This window comes from Pseudomonas sp. A125 (genome assembly GCF_055409485.1).
Window position 1 is genome coordinate 1 of record NZ_JBUZVP010000034.1, and the last position, 16,150, is coordinate 16,150.

Consider the following 16,150-nt stretch of genomic DNA (forward strand, 5'->3'; position numbering starts at 1 on the left):
ATGACTGCCGAACGCCTTGCCGACGCTCAAAAAGCCATTGATGAGATTTGGCAGGCCTATGACGACAAGGTCAAGGAGGCGAACAATGTGCCGGTTTGAACCTGTTTCCCGCCTGCCTACACAAGACGCGAAATCCATGCCTAAGCCCCAGCCGTGGCGTTTACTGATCGGCATGACCTGTGGGTTGGCTGGGGTCGTAGTTATTCCAAATGCACAGGCCAGCACGCTTGAGGCGATCAACCACACGCACTGGGCGATCAACCACTTCAGTGTTGATGGGCGCTCGGGTATCGACATTATTGGGCCGTATCAGGGAGGCGGCGGAGGTTGTTGTTATGTCGCCCCCTCAAAGTGGAAGCCAGGAATGGTGGTGCGGGTTGATTGGGAAAGTGGCTCTGCCTATTCCGATGATTTTCCTGGCTTCATTGATTGGCCCAAATATTTGGATTGGAAGGAAAAAGTAAATTCGCAGAAGCGTCAACACAGCAAAATGGTTCCGGTACCTGACTACACCGGCCAAAAAGTCTGCGGTCTCACCGTCCACTTCCTACCTTGCGACGAACTTCAAGTCACCACCTCCTGCTACGCCTACGGCAGCCCCGACTACCCAATCAAAACGCCGCTGCATTTGCCGGAACCCCAGTCATGCCCTAAATAAAATACGCCGAGTGGCTTATTTCATACTGGTAAACGCCAGCTTCACACCAATGGCAATCAGCACCGCGCCCATCGTCCGATCAAACCAATGCCCCATGCGTGCAAAACCGGCGCGCACGCGCTGTTGGCTGAACAACATGGCCACCAGGCAAAACCAGAGCGCAGTGGCCACGGCCAGGTAAACCCCGTACCCGGCCTGGATCGCCAGCGGCGTGTGGGGGTTGATCACCACGGTGAACAGCGACAGGAAGAACAGCGTGGCCTTGGGGTTCAGGCCGTTGGTGACAAAACCCGAGGTAAACGCACCACGGGGAGTGCGTTCACCCACTTCCAGGTGCAGGTCTTCTTCACTGGCAGGCTTGGCCGGCTTGGCGCGCAGGGCCTTGAAGCCGATGTACAGCAGGTAGGCCGCCGCCGCCCATTTGAGCGCGTTGAACAGCACAATGGACTGGGACACGATCAAGCCGATGCCCAGCAACGAATACCCCACGTGCAGGAAAATCGCCGAGCCTACGCCCAGCGCCGTCCAGGTGCCGGCACGCCGGCCATGGGTCACGCTCTCACGCACCACCACGGCGAAATCCGGGCCAGGGCTGGCCACCGCCAACAGGTGAATCAGTGCCACGGTCAAGAACTCGGTGAGGTACATGCACGCTCCAGGAAGTAACTGATTATTTCATCTGATAGGCTCGGCAGATTACGCCTTCGAACCTCGCCGCAAAAGGTACAGTTGATAATGAACAATCGTCGCGCCGTCTTCCTTGATCACCCTTCCCTGGACCTCGGGGACCTGGACCTCACCGGTTTGCGGGCCATCTTCAGCGAACTGAGCCTGCACCAGCAGACCACCCCGCAGAACGTTATCGAACGCCTGCAAGGCGCGCAGGTGGCCATCAGCAACAAGATCGCGCTGAATGCCGAGACCCTGGCGGCCTGCCCTGAATTGAAACTGATCCTGGTCACTGCCACCGGCACCAACAACGTCGACCTCGACGCGGCCCGCGCCCATGGCGTTACCGTGAGCAATTGTCAGGGTTACGGCACGCCGTCGGTGGCGCAGCATACGATCATGCTGTTGCTCAACCTGGCGACGCGCTTGAACGACTATCAGCGGGATGTGCAGGCGGGGCTCTGGCAACAAGCCAAGCAGTTCTGCCTGCTGGACCATCCGATCGTCGAGCTGGAAGGCAAAACCCTCGGCCTGCTGGGCCATGGTGAACTGGGCGGTGCCGTTGCGCGCCTGGCTGAAGCCTTTGGCATGCGCGTGATTCTCGGGGCCATTCCGGGCCGCCCGGCCCGCACCGATCGCGTGCCGCTGGACGAGCTGCTGGCGCAGGTCGACGCGCTGACCCTGCACTGCCCGCTCAACGAGCACACCCGCGACTTTATCGGTGCCCGTGAACTGGCGCTGCTCAAGCCGGGCGCGTTTATCGTCAACACCGCGCGCGGTGGCTTGATCAATGAACAGGCCCTGGCAGATGCCTTGCGCAACGGGCACCTGGGCGGCGCGGCGACCGATGTATTGAGTGTGGAACCGCCGGTCAATGGCAACCCGCTGCTGGCCGGCGATATTCCGCGGCTGATCGTCACGCCGCACAATGCCTGGGGCAGCCGCGAAGCCCGGCAGCGGATCGTCGGCCAATTGATCGAAAACGCCGAGGGCTTTTTCAGCGGCGCCCCGCTGCGCGTCGTCAGTTGATAAACTGCGCCCCTTTTCAAGGAGCAGACCATGGATCCGCGCAGTGAAGTACTGCTTCGCCAGGCCGAACTTTTTCAAGGCGACGTGCTGCTGGTGGGCTTGCCCGCCGACGACCTGCTGGGCCGCCTGCCCAATGCCCATGGCTGGAGCTGGCACGCCGGCGACCAGGCGGCACTGGACGCGCGCTTTGCCGAGCGCAGCCAGTTTGGGGTGAACGTGCCCGAGCGTTCGTTTGAGACGGCGGTGGTGTTCCTGCCCAAGTCCAAGGAGCTCACCGACTACCTGCTCAATGCCGTAGCCGCACGTTTGCCCGGCAAAGAGCTGTATCTGGTCGGGGAAAAGAAAGGCGGCATCGAAAGCGCGGCCAAGCAACTGAACCCGTTCGGCAAACCGCGCAAGCTCGACAATGCGCGGCATTGCCAGTTGTGGCTGGTGACGGTGGCCAATGCTCCCGAGCCGGTTGAGCTGGAAAGCCTGGCGCAGGTGTTCGAGGTGCCGTTGGCTGAAGGCCCGCTGAAGGTAGTGAGCCTGCCGGGCGTATTCAGCCACGGTCGGCTGGATCGCGGCACTGCGCTGCTGCTGGAACACCTGGACAAGTTGCCGAGTGGTCACGTGCTGGATTTCGGTTGTGGTGCGGGCGTGCTCGGCGCGGCGGTCAAGCGTCGTTATCCGCATAACACCGTCACGCTGCTCGACGTGGATGCCTTCGCCGCTGCCAGCAGTCGCCTGACATTGGCGGCCAATGGTCTGGAAGCAGAGGTATTGACTGGCGATGGCATCGACGCCGCGCCAATGAACCTGAACACGATTCTGAGCAACCCGCCGTTCCATGTCGGGGTGCACACCGATTATTTCGCCACCGAGAACCTGCTGCGAAAAGCGGCCAAACATCTGGCAAAAGGCGGCGAACTTCGCCTGGTTGCGAACAGCTTCCTGAAGTACCAACCGCTGATCGAAGAGCATCTGGGCGTGTGCGCAATCAAGGCAGAAGGCCAGGGTTTCCGCATTTACCGTGCCAAGCGCGGCTGAAATCTTTTTCCAAAAGAAGGCTTGCCGAATGGATTTTGCCTAGGCAGAATCCGCTCCGTCCTAGGGGAGTAGTCTCCCACGAGCGCCACGCTCGTCCGGCATACGTCAACATACTTGGTCAACAGGCCATGGCGTATGCGACCCAGGAGTCCGCACAGACGGACCGGGGTTTGACAAGACCTATGACACGAACACCTTACCCGGGGCGGGAAGGCTGTACGTGTCATAGCCGTGTCGACCCGCCCCTGGAACTTACCTGATGCTGGATTCCCTGCTCGTCCCTACCGCAATCGTTGCCTTGGCCGAAATTGGCGACAAGACGCAACTGCTCGCACTCATTCTCGCTGCACGCTTTCGCAAACCCTGGCCGATCATCGCCGGCATTGTTGCCGCGACCCTGGCCAACCATGCGGCCGCCGGTGCCGTGGGGGCCTGGTTCGGGAGTTTCTTCTCGGATGCGGTGTTGCACTGGATCCTCGCGGCGAGCTTCTGCGCCACGGCGCTGTGGACCCTGGTGCCCGACAAGCTCGACGATGACGAAGCCAGTACTTCACGCAAGTTCGGGCCATTCCTGACCACGTTGATCGCGTTCTTCCTCGCAGAAATCGGCGACAAGACCCAGATCGCTACCGTGATGCTCGCGGCGCAATACCCGGAACTGTGGCTGGTGATTATCGGCACGACCCTGGGCATGTTGATTGCCAACGTGCCGGTGGTACTGGCGGGGAATTTTGCCGCAGACAAATTGCCGCTGACGCTGATTCGTCGACTGGCGGCTACGGCATTCTTCATCCTGGCCATTGTTGCGGTGTACAAGGCCATGCAGAGCAGCGGCTGGATCTAAACTCAACCCCATATGGGGGCTGGGCTTTTGTGGGAGCTGGCTTGCCTGCGATAGCATCACCTCGGTGCAACTGACACACCGAGGTGCCTGCATCGCGGGCAAGCCCGGCTCCCACACAAGCCGGGCTTCCACATTCAGATTTGCATTTCAGTCTTATAAATCAGGATTTTTTGGCCTGCTGATACAACGGCATCACCTTCGGAATTGCCGCTTCCAAAGAGGCGATCCGGCTGCTGGAGGCCGGGTGAGTACTCATGAACTCAGGCGGCGAGCCTTCCGAGGCCTTGGCCATTTTGTTCCACAGCGTAATCGCCGCGTTCGGGTTGTAACCGGCACGGGCCGACAACTCCAGGCCGATCAGGTCTGCTTCGTTTTCATTGCTGCGGCTGTTGGGCAAGGTCATGCCATAGTTGGCCACGGTATCGGCCAGCGCCATGCTGTCCTGCCCCAGGCCGAACAACGCACCGGCACCCTGCTTCGCCATCTCGATACCGTAGGCCTTGGACATGGCTTCGCGGCCGTGTTCACGCAAGGCGTGGGCGATTTCATGGCCCATCACCGCGGCCAGTTCATCGTCGGTCAACTTGAGATTGTCGATCAGCGCGCTATAGACAAAGATCTTGCCGCCAGGCCCGCAGTTGGCGTTCATCTCGTCACTTTTGATCAGGTTCACTTCCCACTTCCACTGTGCCGCATCCGGCCGGAACGTAGGCGCCTGGGCGATCAAGCGGTTGGCAATCGCCTGCACACGCTTGGCGTTGGCGCTGGTCTTGTCCACCAGGCCTTTGCCGCTGGCCTCCCCCAGGGTCTGCTGGTACGACTGCGCGTACATCTGGTCGACTTCCTGGCTCGACAACATGCTGAACATGTACTGCTTGCGCTCCACCCCAACCGCGCCACCGCTGGTGGTGTTGACCGACTGGCAACCGGCGAGCAATACCGCCGCGCCCAATGCACATACCGCCACTGTCTTTTTCATCAACCTGCTCCCTGAAAACATGGCGCGTATCGTAGTCGGCCAATTGTATCGGCGCCAGATACAACAGACGTGTAGCCGCCTGATTTAAGACATATCCCACACCGGCGCCTTCAAGGTTTAACCCGGCGTCAGGCACTCCGGCCCGTTCAGCTTCGGGTCATTGACCATATTGGCCAATACCCGCTCGCGCAACGCGGTGGGTTCACTGGCCAACAAGGCCTGCAAGGTGTGCAGCGGCGTCTCGGGGTTCAGCCAGGCGGCCTGCCCCGCAGCATCCAGAATGAGCGGCCGCCGCTGACTCTGCGCCGCCTGGGTCACCACTGCCGTACTCAGCCACACCTGCTCCTGCACCGGATACGCTTCCCAGATCGCCGCGAAGAACAGTGTGCTGCCCTCCCCCGGCGTCAGCCAGTACGGGCGCTTGCGCTGGGTGCCGCGCCATTCGTAGAAGCCATTGGCCGGCAACAGGCAGCGGCGCTGGCGAAAGGCCTCGCGAAACATCGGTTGCTCGGCCAGGGTTTCTGCGCGGGCATGGGCCGGGGTGCGAGAGAGATCGGTCAGCCAGGGCGGCGTCAGCCCCCAGCGCGCCCGCGCCAGGGTGTGCTGGCCTTCGCTCAGGCGCTGGATCAGTACCGAATCATTGGGAGAGATGTTCCACTGGGCCTGCTGGTCGGCCGGAAAGCCCGGCAAGCCAGCAAACGTGGGGTTCCAGCGAAACAGGGCATAACGTCCACACATGGGGCAACACGACTCTTGGAGAAACTGGCCGACAGCCTAACAGACCAACACGTCGGGGAAGCTGTCGGGTTCATCCCCCGGCACCGGCTGCGCACCGTTGTAGGCGGTGATCAGCTCACGGGCGTAGGCGGCCTGGTCGTTCTCAACCGCCAACGCCAGGAGGCCGTAGATTGGCAGCTCGCCAGTGCCTCCGAGCAAATCACGCCCCACCAGGTGCGCGGTGATGCCCTCGCTTTCGAGCATGCCTTGCAGCAGCTCGCCTTCCATCAGGTTTTCCGGTTCGTAGATTCGCTGCATGGGCGTACCTTTTATTCGTTCTCGCTGCGCACGTTGAGCATCCATTCGCCGTCATGCACCTGCAGGTCGAACACAATGGGCCGGCAGCACACCGGGCAGTCCTCTATATATTCCTGATCCCCCGCCGACAGGTCCAGTAGCGCGGTGACTACCTCTCCACAATAAGGACATTCGTACGACTCCTCTTCCATCGCGGTCTCCCAGGTGACTTGTGCGTATAATCGCCGGTCTATTTACAGGGCTATTTTTCGTCCCGGCCAATTTGCCCGGACCACGCCCTGATATTTATTGATCCAAACCTTTACTTACCCTAGCCGTTTCTAACAAGAGAGCATGATGGGCGAATTCGATACCATCCGACCTTACAACGACAGCGAAGTCCCGGCGGTGCTGGCCCGACTGTTCAGTGACAAGGCCTTTCTGGACATCCTGACCCACTTTCGCTTCCCGCGCTTTGCCGGCGCGTTCGGCTGGCTGCTCAAGCCAATGATCGCCCATAAACTGCGCCGTGAGTTCGCCGGCGTCACCACCGTGGCCACGCTGCAGGACAAAGTCGAGTTTTACGTCGACCACACCATCGAGCGCGCAACCGACGGCGTGACCTACACCGGCGTCGAGCAGTTCAAGTCCGGCAGTGCCTACCTGCTCCTGGCCAACCACCGCGACATCGTGATGGACCCGGCCTTCGTCAACTACGCCGTGTACCACGCCGGCCTGCCGACGCCGCGCATCGCCATCGGCGACAACCTGCTGCAAAAGCCGTTTGTCAGCGACCTGATGCGCCTGAACAAGAGTTTCATCGTGCACCGCTCGATCACCGGGCGCAAAGAGAAGATGGCGGCGTACCAACTGTTGTCGGCCTACATCAACCATTCGATTCGCAACGACTGCCAGTCGATCTGGATCGCCCAGGCTGAAGGCCGCGCCAAGGATGGGGATGATCGAACCGAGTCGGCGATCCTCAAGATGTTCCACATGAGCCGCAAGGACGAGCCGTTCGCCGAGGTCATCCAGTCGCTGAACCTGACGCCGGTGTCCATCAGTTACGAGTACGACCCGTGCGATGCCGCCAAGGCCCGCGAGTTGTACATCCGCGCCACCACCGGCACCTACAGCAAGGCGCCCGGGGAAGATGACGTGAGCATTGCCCTGGGCATCACCGGCTACAAGGGCCGGGTGCACGTCAACTTCGCGCCGCCGATCACCGAGGCATTCGAAGACACCAAGTTGTTGGCCATTGAGATGGACCGGCAGATTCTGGGCGGTTATCGATTGTTCCCGGTGCACTACCTGGCTTACGCCCAATGGAGCGACGCCGACCCGCAATTGCAGGTGCCGAGCGCAGCCGAGGTGTTCCCGGCGGATGAGTTGGCCAAGGCGAAAGCCGAGTGGGAGCGACGCCTGAATGCGTGCCCGGCCGAGCACCGGCCGTACCTGGTGCTGCAATACGCAACGCCGGTGAGGAATCAGTACCGGGTTAAAGCGGGGATCGCCCTGTAATGTGGGGCTTGCCCGCGATGACGGAGTGTCAGCCCCCGAATCTATCGGCTGACTCACTGCCATCGCGGGCAAGCCCCACATCTGTTTTAAGGTGCTCTTACAATCGGGTACTGATCCAGGAAACCAGCAACGCCAGCCCGAGCCAGGCAAACCCCAGCCGGTAGAACAGGCGGTGGGTACGCTGCGTCAGCACATCAAGAAACAGCATTGGTTGATCAATGGCGCGCATTTCGCTTTGCGCAGCAAGCCTGGCCATCGCGCGTTGTTCGCGCAGGCGTGTGACAAACAGCAGCCAAGCCGCCGGACAGGCTAACAACAGGGCAAGGGAATTGAGCAGTAGTGCGGTCAGCGACATCGCAAACCTCGATGTATCAGTGTCTTGGTATCGGTTCAGATACAAACCTGAATGATATGCGCCGCCTGCGCGTGATTGCTCCTTCCCCATTGACGGCTAATGTATCCAGTAATTTACAGCGTCACCTGAACGTCACCTTAACAAGCCACTCTGTTGCCCTTCGAAAGGCCGGGAGCTTGTCATGCTGCATGCGCAAAACCAGGATTGGCTGTATCTGATTGCCCCAAGCGAGGAGCAAGAGGCGCTGGTGGGCGGCCTCGCGTTCAATGTGCAAGACCGCCACTGGCTGGTGTATTGCGCCCTCGGAGGGCATCAGCATGCTGACCTGCCGGAGTTGGATTTGCTGACCGGGGTGAGCGTGCTGGACTTTTATGTCGAAACAGCTGCATGAACACTACAGGCGTAAAAAAACCGGGCTCATCGCTGAGTCCGGTTTTTTTGTGGGAGCGGGCTTGCTCGCGAAAAACGCCAGCCCGCCGCGTTACTTCTGGATGGGCGCGTTATCGTTAACCGCCATCGCGAGCAAGCTTGCTCTTACTGGGAACTAAGCAGTTGGCCGATGCTCGGGTCCTTGAACAGACGCGTCAGCGCATCGCTCAACACGTCGCTGACCAGCTTGGTGTTGGTTTCCTGGTTCGGCGCCATGCCGAAGCGCTGGTCCAGGGAGGCACCATAGCGGCCGCTGTAGCGACGGGTGCCGGCGGTGACATCAGACTTGAAGGTTGCGCCGATGGTGGCTTCAGTCACGTACAGGCCTTCCTTGGGCGACTGATACTTCAGCTCGGCCAGGGTAATGGTCAATTGCGGAGCGCCGGGCGAGTTGGCCGGGGTAAAGCCCAGCAGGCGCACAGCCGCTTCGGCCTGGGCTTGCAACTTAGGCAGCACATCGGCACCGGTCACGGTGATGGCGCTGGTTTCCGGGTACAACCCGCCACGGGTGCCGAGGGTCGGCGATGGACGCCCGTCAACCACACGCACCGACACCGGCTGGCCATGACCAACAGGCGCCAACTGAGTGGTGATTTTCGGTTGCGGGCTGAGTTGTTGCGGGCTGTGGGCGCAGCCAAGCAGGGTCAAACTGGTCACAGTGATCAAACCGAACAACAGGCGTTGCAACATACTCATTTCTCCAGGACTAGATGCAAACAGGGCGCCAGTATAACGGTGAGCGCTCGCCACTCACCAGAATTCCTGAACGCCGGCTGAACTGTCGGCGAAATTACAATTTCCACACAGAACCGTCACCCCACTGTCATGCCAGACTGCCAACCTTCGCAGCATGTAACGAACCGGGTACAAAACCATGCGCCTTCTCAAGTCGTTGTTCTTTTCCCACGCCAGTCATCGCCACTTCGCGCTGCTCGACGCGCAAGGCTGCTGCAAAGCCTTCAAGGAGTGCAGCCTGCCGCCCGTCGGCGAAGGTTGGGTCGAAGTCCAAGAGGCCCGCTTGAGCTGGATGCACCGTCCGCTGCCCGCCAGCGCCCGTGTCAGCCCTCGCGTTTCACCGCCACAGCCACGGCACGCGTTGGCCTCCTGACCAGAGTGCTAATAAAAGTCATTAAACACGTCCATTTGCGCGCATTTCTTCGCTACAATCTCCCCCCGATTATAAGGACGTCTCCTGATCGGGCCTCGCAGCATCGCTAATGCACTTGTATTAGCTCCCCGCACCGCCCACAGAGAGCCGCCCACACAGATCGAGTGAAGCTGGCGAGCGTGCAGTGTTCTCTGCAAACCTTCGTCTTTACCCGAATCTGCCAGAGCTGCCATGCGCTCGGCCACTTGAGTTGTTCGCCCGTTTTGCCGCTTGCCGGCAGTGATTTCGGGCCAGGTGCCAGGCTGGGGCAGCCCTTTTTTGAGGTTCACGTCTTCAAAAGAGCGTGAAAAAAACGGGTTTTCACAACTTCACAAGAGTGTGGCGAGCAAATGAATAGTTTTGCGTTTGTACAAGCACCATCAGCGTCTGGAACCGCCCCACCACACAGGACCGAGTACTCCTCAAAAACCGGAGCTTGAAGCCTGTCCGCTACGGATTTGGTTGCACGATCGGACGAACTTGACCATAAGTCGAATTGCCACAGGTGCCCTTAAATGCGTTCATACGCACATCAGGCCCGGCCGGCAGCGTCCGCTTGCGATAAATTGCGAAGAATCGGACATGGCGATCCTGGCCATGGGTAACCTGGGGCATCACGTGAACCGCCCCGTCACTCCTGGCAGCCATGCCGTCAATTTGGTGCTGCAGATTTTGGAGACGCGTTAAATGGCGCATAACGAAGCAGTCGACGTAGTACTGGTAGGTGCGGGCATCATGAGTGCCACCCTCGCCGTACTGCTCAAAGAGCTCGACCCCGGCCTCAAGCTGGAAGTCGTTGAGCTGATGGATTCGGGTGCCGCGGAAAGCTCCAACCCGTGGAACAACGCCGGTACCGGCCACGCCGGGCTGTGTGAGCTGAACTACACGCCGCAGGCGGGCGACGGCTCCATCGACATCAAGAAAGCCGTGCACATCAACACCCAATTCGAGGTGTCGAAGCAGTTCTGGGCCTACTTGACCAAGAAAGGCACCTTTGGCTCGTCCAAGTCCTTTATCAGCCCCGTGCCGCACCTGAGCTTCGTGCAGGGCGAAAAGGGCGTGTCGTTCCTCAAAAAGCGCTTTGAAACCCTCAGCCAGCACCATGCGTTCTCGGACATGCACTACACCGAAGACCGCAGCGAGATGGCCGAGTGGATGCCGCTGATGATGCCCGGCCGCACGCTCGACGAAAAAATTGCGGCCACCCGCGTAATGAACGGTACCGACGTCAACTTCGGCGCCCTGACCAACCAGTTGCTCTCGCACCTGACCAGCGCGCCGGACGCCCAGGTCAAGTACAGCAAGCGCGTCACCGGCCTCAAGCGCAACGGCGCCGGCTGGACCGTGAGCATCAAGGACGTCAACAGCGGCAATTCCCGTGACGTGGACGCCAAGTTTGTGTTCCTCGGCGCCGGCGGCGCGGCCCTGCCGCTGCTGCAAGCCTCGGGCATCGAAGAAAGCAAAGGTTTTGGCGGTTTCCCGGTCAGCGGCCAGTGGCTGCGTTGCGACAACCCGGAAGTGGTCAAGCACCACCAGGCCAAGGTCTACAGCCAGGCCGCCGTAGGTTCGCCACCAATGTCGGTGCCGCACCTGGACACCCGCGTGGTCGACGGCAAGAAGTCCCTGTTGTTCGGACCATACGCCGGCTTTACCACCAAGTTCCTCAAGCACGGCTCGTTCCTCGACCTGCCCCTGTCGATTCGTGCCGGCAACATCGGCCCGATGCTGGCCGTGGCCCGGGACAACATGGACCTGACCAAGTACTTGGTCAGCGAAGTGCGCCAGTCCATGGAACAGCGCCTGGAATCCCTGCGCCGCTTCTACCCTGAAGCGAAAGCCGAAGACTGGCGCCTGGAAGTGGCTGGCCAACGGGTGCAGATCATCAAGAAAGACCCGAAGAAAGGCGGCGTGCTGCAATTCGGTACTGAACTGGTTGCGGCCAAGGACGGTTCGTTGGCCGCCCTGCTGGGCGCATCCCCGGGTGCTTCGGTGACTGTTTCGATCATGCTGGAACTGATCGAACGCTGCTTCCCGGAAAAAACCGCCGGCGAGTGGGCGACCAAGCTGCACGAGATCTTCCCGGCTCGCGAAAAGGTCCTGGAGACCGATGCCGAGCTGTATCGCAAGATCAACACGCAGAACAACATCAGCCTGGAACTGGTTGAGCAGAGCAGCGAGACCGAAAGCTACGCTTGAGGCCTCGCCATAAAAAAACGCCCCGATGGGGCGTTTTTTTTCGTCCGCAACAATCAGCCGCGGGCTTGTTCGATCAACTCGATGTAATCCGCAGCGTGGCGCTGGTCCTTGATCACGTCTACGAAGGTCAGGCCATGTTCGTCCTTGCCGTCGAGGTCCAGGCCGGCCTCCTTGAAAAAGCCCAGGAAACGCTCGAAGTCGTCGATGCGCAGGCCACGGTAAGCCTTGACCAGTTTGTGCAGGGACGGCGATGTGGCGTCTACCGGCTCGAAATTCAGGAACAGCTTGATTTGCTCGTCGCCGATTTCATCACCAATCAGCTGTTTCTTATCTTTACGCATTACCGACTCCAGCCTGCAGACATTTACACGGGGGTTAAAGTCTACCTGCGAGGCCCTTTCTTCGAAAGCGCCGTTACACGCCTAAACCCCGTAGCAGCTGTCGAGCGCCAGCGAGGCTGCGTGGGCCGCGCTGACAGGCTTGGACCGTGTCGCGGCCGACGCAGCCTCGCTGGCGCTCGACAGCTGCTACGGGGGGCCGCACGTGTTATTTGGCGCGCACCGCCCCGGTGTGCAAATCAGCCCAGATATGGCCATTGGCGTAACTGAGGAATTGCACATACACCGTGTCATTGCGCAACAAGTCGACGATCACCCGGTACTGGGTCACCGGATACGACAAGGTCAGGGTTTTGCTTTTATCGTCGAACACCGGCTTTTTCAGGCTTTTGCTCTCGGCGTCGAAGTTGAGGACCACCTGGGCAATGGTCGCGCCCTTGTTCAGGGACTTGCCCTTGAGGCGAATCATCAACGGTGAGGTCACCGGAATCGGCTGTTGGGTGGACTGACGCTGGTTACCCACCACCACCGAATACTCGGTGACTTGCAGCAACTGCTGCTGGTCCGGCGCTTCGGCCCTCAGGGAAAGGTCGTCGGGCGGCAGGAACTGGCTATGCAGCGGCGCAGAAGCCGCCGCCAGGGGCAAACTGAGGGTCAGCGCCAGTACGGCGCAACTGCGGATCAAAAAGCGCATGGGCCGCTCCGTGGAAGATGGCCCGGCACTTTAGCTCAATCGAACTGGGCAAGCATCCAGCGCTGATACTCGGCCACTTCAGCATCGCCTTCACGGGGAGCCCAACTGGCCAGCTCACCCTCGCTCACCGGTCGATACGGTCCGGCCTTGCACTCGAACATCAAGGTATCGGGCTCCAGCACCACCAGGCCGTGAAACACACCCGGAGGCAAATCCACGCCCTGGCATTCACCGCCGGGCTGCATCACGCGCTTGGCAAGCACCTCGCCGGTCTCGCTGAAAATCAGCAACCCCAGGCTGCCTTTGAGCACCAGCAAGGTTTCCGCCTTGTCGGCACTCAGATGGCGATGCGGCGGCACATAAGTGCCGGGCTGCATGCCCACCGCCATGCGGTGGCACGGCTCTTCCATCTGGTGGAAGTTATGGTGATGCCGGCCACGGGGGCTCTGGGCCGCTTTTTCGGCCAGCTCCGCAAACAGCGTTTGATCAAGAAAGCTGGCCATTGATTACATACCTTTAACGGCGTAGATCCCATTGGCATTACGCCAGTAGCCTTTGTAATCCATGCCGTAACCGAAGATGTAACGGTCAATGCACGGCAGGCCCACGTAGTCGGCCTTCAGGTCCGGGCGAGCCTTGCGGTCGTGGTCCTTGTCGATCAGCACGGCGGTGTGCACTTTGCGTGCACCGGCGTGTTTGCAGAAGTCGATAATCGCGCCCAGGGTGTGACCTTCATCGAGGATGTCATCGATGATCAGCACGTCGCGGTCGATGAACGAGACTTCCGGCTTGGCTTTCCAGAACAGGTCGCCGCCGCTGGTTTCATTGCGATAGCGGGTGGCGTGCAGGTAGGACGCTTCCAGCGGGAATTGCAGATGAGTGAGCAGCTTACCGGCGAAAATCAGGCCACCGTTCATCACGCAAAAGACCACCGGGTTGGTGTCGGCCATTTCGCGGGAGATGTGCGCGCCGACCTTGGCGATGGCCTCTTCGACTTGCGCTTCGGTGTACAGGCAGTCAGCCTCGCGCATGATTTGACGGATATGCTCGAGATCAGCGGACATGGCGCTCTCCAAGGGGGTGCTGTGGCAAGAAAAGCGGGCAAAGGTACGCATGTGAGGCGCAACGTTCAAGCCTTAATGGACTAACGTACTAGATGTCTATAGGACAACACCCTCGGATAGATTAATCTAGGCCGGTTTTTTTGCCCGCCGCCGGAGCCTTTCCCCATGCCCATCCGTGAGATCCGCCACCCGCTGATCCGACATAAACTCGGCCTTATGCGCCGCGCCGACATTAGCACGAAGAACTTCCGTGAGCTTGCTCAGGAAGTCGGAGCGCTGCTCACCTACGAGGCAACCAAAGACCTGCCCCTGGAAAACTACGAGATCGCCGGTTGGTGTGGTCCCGTGCAGGTCGAGAAAATCGCCGGCAAGAAGATTACCGTGGTGCCCATCCTGCGCGCCGGTATCGGCATGCTCGAAGGCGTCCTCAGCCTGATCCCGGGCGCCAAGGTCAGCGCCGTGGGCGTGGCCCGCAACGAAGAAACGCTGCAGGCCCACACCTACCTGGAAAAACTCGTACCGGAAATCGACGAGCGCCTGGCGATGATCATCGACCCGATGCTCGCCACCGGCAGCTCTATGGTTGCGACCATCGACCTGCTGAAAAAAGCCGGCTGCAAGGACATCCGCGCCATGGTGCTGGTGGCCGCTCCCGAAGGCATCGCCGCCGTCGAGAAAGCCCACCCGGACGTGCTGATCTACACCGCGTCGATCGATGAGCGCCTGAACGAACACGGCTACATCATCCCGGGCCTGGGCGATGCCGGCGACAAGATCTTCGGTACCAAGCAGAAGGACGCGTGACCATGCAGGATGAGTTCAACGACCCGCTTTGGCGCCAGATCCTGTCTGGCGCACAGATGCTCTTCGTAGCATTTGGCGCGCTGGTGTTGATGCCGCTGATCACCGGTCTCGATCCAAACGTCGCCCTGTTTACCGCAGGCTTGGGCACCTTGTTGTTCCAAGTGGTCACCGGGCGCCAAGTGCCGGTGTTCCTGGCGTCGAGCTTCGCGTTTATCACCCCGATCATTCTCGCCAAGGGCCAGTTCGGCCTCGCGGCGACCATGGGCGGCGTGATGGCGGCGGGTTTCGTTTACACCTTTCTGGGCCTCGCGGTGAAGATCAAGGGCACCGGTTTCATCGACCGGCTGCTGCCGCCGGTGGTGATCGGCCCCGTGATCATTTCCATCGGCCTGGCCATGGCGCCGATTGCCGCCAACATGGCGATGGGCAAGGCAGGTGACGGTAGCGAGTTGATCCACTACCAGACAGCCATGCTGATCTCGATGCCGGCGCTGCTCACCACGCTGATCGTGGCAGTGTTCGGCAAAGGCATTTTCCGTCTGGTGCCGATCATCTCCGGCGTGCTGGTGGGTTTCGCCATGGCGTTCTACTTCGGCGTGGTGGACACCGCAAAGATCGCCGCCGCACCGTGGTTCGCCCTGCCCCACTTCACCGCGCCGGAGTTCAACTGGCAGGCCATTCTGTTTATCGTCCCGGTGGCCCTGGCCCCGGCGATCGAGCACATTGGTGGTGTGATTGCGGTGGGCAGCGTGACCGGTCGCGACTACCTGAAGAAGCCCGGCCTGCATCGCACGCTGCTGGGTGACGGTATCGCCACCACCGCAGCCGGCCTGTTCGGCGGCCCACCCAACACCACCTACGCGGAAGTGACGGGCGCGGTGATGCTGACCAAGAACTACAACCCGAAAATCATGACCTGGGCGGCCGTGTTTGCCATCAGCCTGGCGTTTATCGGTAAGTTCGGCGCACTGCTGCAGAGCATTCCAATTCCGGTAATGGGCGGGATCCTGTGCCTGCTGTTCGGTTCGATTGCGGCGGTGGGCATGAACACGCTGATCCGTCACAAGATCGACCTTGGGGAGGCGCGCAATCTGGTGATTGTGTCGGTAACCCTGGTGTTCGGGATTGGCGGCGTGCTGGTAGGTACCGGCACCGGCCCGGATGATTTCGGCCTGAAGGGCATCGCCCTGTGTGCGGTGGTAGCGATTGCATTGAATCTGCTGCTGCCGGGCAATGACGGCTGGAAGAACAAGAAGCCGGATGAGCCGCTGCTGTAAGGCTTTAGCTTTTTGGTGTTGCTGATGGCCTCATCGCGGGCAAGCCCGGCTCCCACATTGGAATGCATTGTCAGAAAGAATGCAGCTCCCTGTGGGAGCCGGG

21 protein-coding genes and 1 riboswitch are annotated in these 16,150 nt (G+C 60.4%); of the genes, 10 read left to right on the plus strand and 11 right to left on the minus strand.

The genetic code is table 11. The annotated features are described in order from the left end of the window. Positions 1-172 precede the first annotated feature (172 nt). Positions 173-658: a DUF3304 domain-containing protein gene (locus ACZRN6_RS31005; RefSeq protein ID WP_464009649.1), complete on the plus strand. Its 486-nt coding sequence runs from the start codon at positions 173-175 to the stop codon at positions 656-658. 15 nt (positions 659-673) lie between these two features. Here ACZRN6_RS31005 and ACZRN6_RS31010 read toward each other — a convergent pair whose 3' ends face one another. Beyond that, positions 674-1,306, minus strand: a complete 633-nt coding sequence (locus ACZRN6_RS31010) for a LysE family translocator (protein ID WP_464009632.1) — start codon at positions 1,304-1,306, stop codon at positions 674-676. An 87-nt stretch (positions 1,307-1,393) separates the two neighbouring features. Between ACZRN6_RS31010 and ACZRN6_RS31015 the strand changes: the two genes are divergently transcribed. From ACZRN6_RS31015 to ACZRN6_RS31025, 3 genes are all read left to right on the plus strand, one after another. After that, positions 1,394-2,356, plus strand: a complete 963-nt coding sequence (locus tag ACZRN6_RS31015; RefSeq protein ID WP_464009633.1) for a 2-hydroxyacid dehydrogenase — start codon at positions 1,394-1,396, stop codon at positions 2,354-2,356. Positions 2,357-2,386: 30 nt separating this feature from the next. Next, positions 2,387-3,385, plus strand: a complete 999-nt coding sequence (locus tag ACZRN6_RS31020) for a class I SAM-dependent methyltransferase (protein WP_322147407.1) — start codon at positions 2,387-2,389, stop codon at positions 3,383-3,385. A gap of 50 nt (positions 3,386-3,435) precedes the next feature. Next, positions 3,436-3,557: riboswitch (yybP-ykoY riboswitch) on the plus strand. 87 nt (positions 3,558-3,644) lie between these two features. Beyond that, positions 3,645-4,229 (plus strand): TMEM165/GDT1 family protein, encoded by a 585-nt coding sequence (locus tag ACZRN6_RS31025; RefSeq protein ID WP_003216166.1) that lies wholly within the window; start codon positions 3,645-3,647, stop codon positions 4,227-4,229. Between the two features lie 160 nt (positions 4,230-4,389). On the opposite strand, the gene ACZRN6_RS31030 is transcribed toward ACZRN6_RS31025, so the two are convergent. The 4 genes from ACZRN6_RS31030 to ACZRN6_RS31045 all read right to left on the minus strand — a co-directional run bounded on the left by ACZRN6_RS31030 (position 4,390) and on the right by ACZRN6_RS31045 (position 6,434). Beyond that, the gene (locus ACZRN6_RS31030) at positions 4,390-5,208 is read right to left on the minus strand and encodes a M48 family metallopeptidase (protein ID WP_322147408.1); all 819 of its coding nucleotides are present in this window, start codon (positions 5,206-5,208) and stop codon (positions 4,390-4,392) included. A 117-nt stretch (positions 5,209-5,325) separates the two neighbouring features. Further along, the gene (locus tag ACZRN6_RS31035) at positions 5,326-5,946 is read right to left on the minus strand and encodes an SOS response-associated peptidase (RefSeq protein ID WP_322147409.1); all 621 of its coding nucleotides are present in this window, start codon (positions 5,944-5,946) and stop codon (positions 5,326-5,328) included. Positions 5,947-5,982: 36 nt separating this feature from the next. Beyond that, positions 5,983-6,243 carry a putative signal transducing protein gene (locus ACZRN6_RS31040; protein ID WP_010170538.1) on the minus strand — a complete coding sequence of 87 codons (261 nt, stop codon included), beginning with the start codon at positions 6,241-6,243 and terminating at the stop codon, positions 5,983-5,985. A gap of 11 nt (positions 6,244-6,254) precedes the next feature. Beyond that, a complete protein-coding gene (locus ACZRN6_RS31045; RefSeq protein ID WP_464009634.1) occupies positions 6,255-6,434 on the minus strand; it encodes a CPXCG motif-containing cysteine-rich protein in 180 nt (59 codons plus the stop codon). A gap of 145 nt (positions 6,435-6,579) precedes the next feature. Between ACZRN6_RS31045 and ACZRN6_RS31050 the strand changes: the two genes are divergently transcribed. Then, positions 6,580-7,743 carry a 1-acyl-sn-glycerol-3-phosphate acyltransferase gene (locus ACZRN6_RS31050; protein WP_464009635.1) on the plus strand — a complete coding sequence of 388 codons (1,164 nt, stop codon included), beginning with the start codon at positions 6,580-6,582 and terminating at the stop codon, positions 7,741-7,743. Positions 7,744-7,840: 97 nt separating this feature from the next. Here the strand turns inward: ACZRN6_RS31050 and ACZRN6_RS31055 are convergent, their stop codons facing one another. After that, positions 7,841-8,098, minus strand: coding sequence for a hypothetical protein (locus ACZRN6_RS31055; protein ID WP_322147413.1), 258 nt, complete (start codon positions 8,096-8,098; stop codon positions 7,841-7,843). A gap of 181 nt (positions 8,099-8,279) precedes the next feature. Here ACZRN6_RS31055 and ACZRN6_RS31060 point away from each other — a divergent pair, with 181 nt between their 5' ends. Beyond that, positions 8,280-8,489 (plus strand): hypothetical protein, encoded by a 210-nt coding sequence (locus ACZRN6_RS31060; RefSeq protein ID WP_464009636.1) that lies wholly within the window; start codon positions 8,280-8,282, stop codon positions 8,487-8,489. A gap of 143 nt (positions 8,490-8,632) precedes the next feature. On the opposite strand, the gene ACZRN6_RS31065 is transcribed toward ACZRN6_RS31060, so the two are convergent. Next, positions 8,633-9,217: a YajG family lipoprotein gene (locus tag ACZRN6_RS31065; RefSeq protein WP_464009637.1), complete on the minus strand. Its 585-nt coding sequence runs from the start codon at positions 9,215-9,217 to the stop codon at positions 8,633-8,635. Positions 9,218-9,401: 184 nt separating this feature from the next. On the opposite strand from ACZRN6_RS31065, the gene ACZRN6_RS31070 reads away from it, so the two are divergent. Both ACZRN6_RS31070 and mqo read left to right on the plus strand, forming a co-directional pair. Continuing rightward, on the plus strand, positions 9,402-9,635 hold the full coding sequence (locus ACZRN6_RS31070) for a hypothetical protein (protein ID WP_322147416.1): 234 nt from the start codon (positions 9,402-9,404) through the stop codon (positions 9,633-9,635). Positions 9,636-10,361: 726 nt separating this feature from the next. Then, positions 10,362-11,870 carry a malate dehydrogenase (quinone) gene (gene mqo, locus ACZRN6_RS31075; protein WP_464009638.1) on the plus strand — a complete coding sequence of 503 codons (1,509 nt, stop codon included), beginning with the start codon at positions 10,362-10,364 and terminating at the stop codon, positions 11,868-11,870. 53 nt (positions 11,871-11,923) lie between these two features. Here mqo and ACZRN6_RS31080 read toward each other — a convergent pair whose 3' ends face one another. The 4 genes from ACZRN6_RS31080 to ACZRN6_RS31095 form a co-directional block, all read right to left on the minus strand. Continuing rightward, complete coding sequence (locus tag ACZRN6_RS31080) at positions 11,924-12,211, minus strand: PA4642 family protein (RefSeq protein WP_322147418.1); 288 nt, start codon at positions 12,209-12,211, stop codon at positions 11,924-11,926. 205 nt (positions 12,212-12,416) lie between these two features. Further along, positions 12,417-12,902, minus strand: coding sequence for a hypothetical protein (locus ACZRN6_RS31085; protein WP_464009639.1), 486 nt, complete (start codon positions 12,900-12,902; stop codon positions 12,417-12,419). A gap of 35 nt (positions 12,903-12,937) precedes the next feature. Further along, positions 12,938-13,405 carry a WbuC family cupin fold metalloprotein gene (locus ACZRN6_RS31090; protein ID WP_322147421.1) on the minus strand — a complete coding sequence of 156 codons (468 nt, stop codon included), beginning with the start codon at positions 13,403-13,405 and terminating at the stop codon, positions 12,938-12,940. Between the two features lie 3 nt (positions 13,406-13,408). Next, positions 13,409-13,966, minus strand: coding sequence for a hypoxanthine-guanine phosphoribosyltransferase (locus ACZRN6_RS31095; RefSeq protein WP_003216150.1), 558 nt, complete (start codon positions 13,964-13,966; stop codon positions 13,409-13,411). Positions 13,967-14,131: 165 nt separating this feature from the next. Here ACZRN6_RS31095 and upp point away from each other — a divergent pair, with 165 nt between their 5' ends. Beyond that, the gene (gene upp, locus ACZRN6_RS31100) at positions 14,132-14,770 is read left to right on the plus strand and encodes a uracil phosphoribosyltransferase (RefSeq protein ID WP_003216149.1); all 639 of its coding nucleotides are present in this window, start codon (positions 14,132-14,134) and stop codon (positions 14,768-14,770) included. 2 nt (positions 14,771-14,772) lie between these two features. Next, positions 14,773-16,047 (plus strand): uracil-xanthine permease family protein, encoded by a 1,275-nt coding sequence (locus ACZRN6_RS31105; protein ID WP_322147422.1) that lies wholly within the window; start codon positions 14,773-14,775, stop codon positions 16,045-16,047. The last annotated feature ends 103 nt before the right edge of the window (positions 16,048-16,150 follow it).

What these genes read in the sequence shown, in the direction of transcription:
- ACZRN6_RS31005 (WP_464009649.1), top strand. Translation starts at nt 173, where the DNA reads ATGACCTGTGGGTTGGCTGGGGTCGTAGTTATTCCAAATGCACAGGCC.
- ACZRN6_RS31010 (WP_464009632.1), bottom strand. Translation starts at nt 1,306, where the DNA reads ATGTACCTCACCGAGTTCTTGACCGTGGCACTGATTCACCTGTTGGCG.
- ACZRN6_RS31015 (WP_464009633.1), top strand. Translation starts at nt 1,394, where the DNA reads ATGAACAATCGTCGCGCCGTCTTCCTTGATCACCCTTCCCTGGACCTC.
- ACZRN6_RS31020 (WP_322147407.1), top strand. Translation starts at nt 2,387, where the DNA reads ATGGATCCGCGCAGTGAAGTACTGCTTCGCCAGGCCGAACTTTTTCAA.
- ACZRN6_RS31025 (WP_003216166.1), top strand. Translation starts at nt 3,645, where the DNA reads ATGCTGGATTCCCTGCTCGTCCCTACCGCAATCGTTGCCTTGGCCGAA.
- ACZRN6_RS31030 (WP_322147408.1), bottom strand. Translation starts at nt 5,208, where the DNA reads ATGAAAAAGACAGTGGCGGTATGTGCATTGGGCGCGGCGGTATTGCTC.
- ACZRN6_RS31035 (WP_322147409.1), bottom strand. Translation starts at nt 5,946, where the DNA reads ATGTGTGGACGTTATGCCCTGTTTCGCTGGAACCCCACGTTTGCTGGC.
- ACZRN6_RS31040 (WP_010170538.1), bottom strand. Translation starts at nt 6,243, where the DNA reads ATGCAGCGAATCTACGAACCGGAAAACCTGATGGAAGGCGAGCTGCTG.
- ACZRN6_RS31045 (WP_464009634.1), bottom strand. Translation starts at nt 6,434, where the DNA reads ATGGAAGAGGAGTCGTACGAATGTCCTTATTGTGGAGAGGTAGTCACC.
- ACZRN6_RS31050 (WP_464009635.1), top strand. Translation starts at nt 6,580, where the DNA reads ATGGGCGAATTCGATACCATCCGACCTTACAACGACAGCGAAGTCCCG.
- ACZRN6_RS31055 (WP_322147413.1), bottom strand. Translation starts at nt 8,098, where the DNA reads ATGTCGCTGACCGCACTACTGCTCAATTCCCTTGCCCTGTTGTTAGCC.
- ACZRN6_RS31060 (WP_464009636.1), top strand. Translation starts at nt 8,280, where the DNA reads ATGCTGCATGCGCAAAACCAGGATTGGCTGTATCTGATTGCCCCAAGC.
- ACZRN6_RS31065 (WP_464009637.1), bottom strand. Translation starts at nt 9,217, where the DNA reads ATGTTGCAACGCCTGTTGTTCGGTTTGATCACTGTGACCAGTTTGACC.
- ACZRN6_RS31070 (WP_322147416.1), top strand. Translation starts at nt 9,402, where the DNA reads ATGCGCCTTCTCAAGTCGTTGTTCTTTTCCCACGCCAGTCATCGCCAC.
- mqo (WP_464009638.1), top strand. Translation starts at nt 10,362, where the DNA reads ATGGCGCATAACGAAGCAGTCGACGTAGTACTGGTAGGTGCGGGCATC.
- ACZRN6_RS31080 (WP_322147418.1), bottom strand. Translation starts at nt 12,211, where the DNA reads ATGCGTAAAGATAAGAAACAGCTGATTGGTGATGAAATCGGCGACGAG.
- ACZRN6_RS31085 (WP_464009639.1), bottom strand. Translation starts at nt 12,902, where the DNA reads ATGCGCTTTTTGATCCGCAGTTGCGCCGTACTGGCGCTGACCCTCAGT.
- ACZRN6_RS31090 (WP_322147421.1), bottom strand. Translation starts at nt 13,405, where the DNA reads ATGGCCAGCTTTCTTGATCAAACGCTGTTTGCGGAGCTGGCCGAAAAA.
- ACZRN6_RS31095 (WP_003216150.1), bottom strand. Translation starts at nt 13,966, where the DNA reads ATGTCCGCTGATCTCGAGCATATCCGTCAAATCATGCGCGAGGCTGAC.
- upp (WP_003216149.1), top strand. Translation starts at nt 14,132, where the DNA reads ATGCCCATCCGTGAGATCCGCCACCCGCTGATCCGACATAAACTCGGC.
- ACZRN6_RS31105 (WP_322147422.1), top strand. Translation starts at nt 14,773, where the DNA reads ATGCAGGATGAGTTCAACGACCCGCTTTGGCGCCAGATCCTGTCTGGC.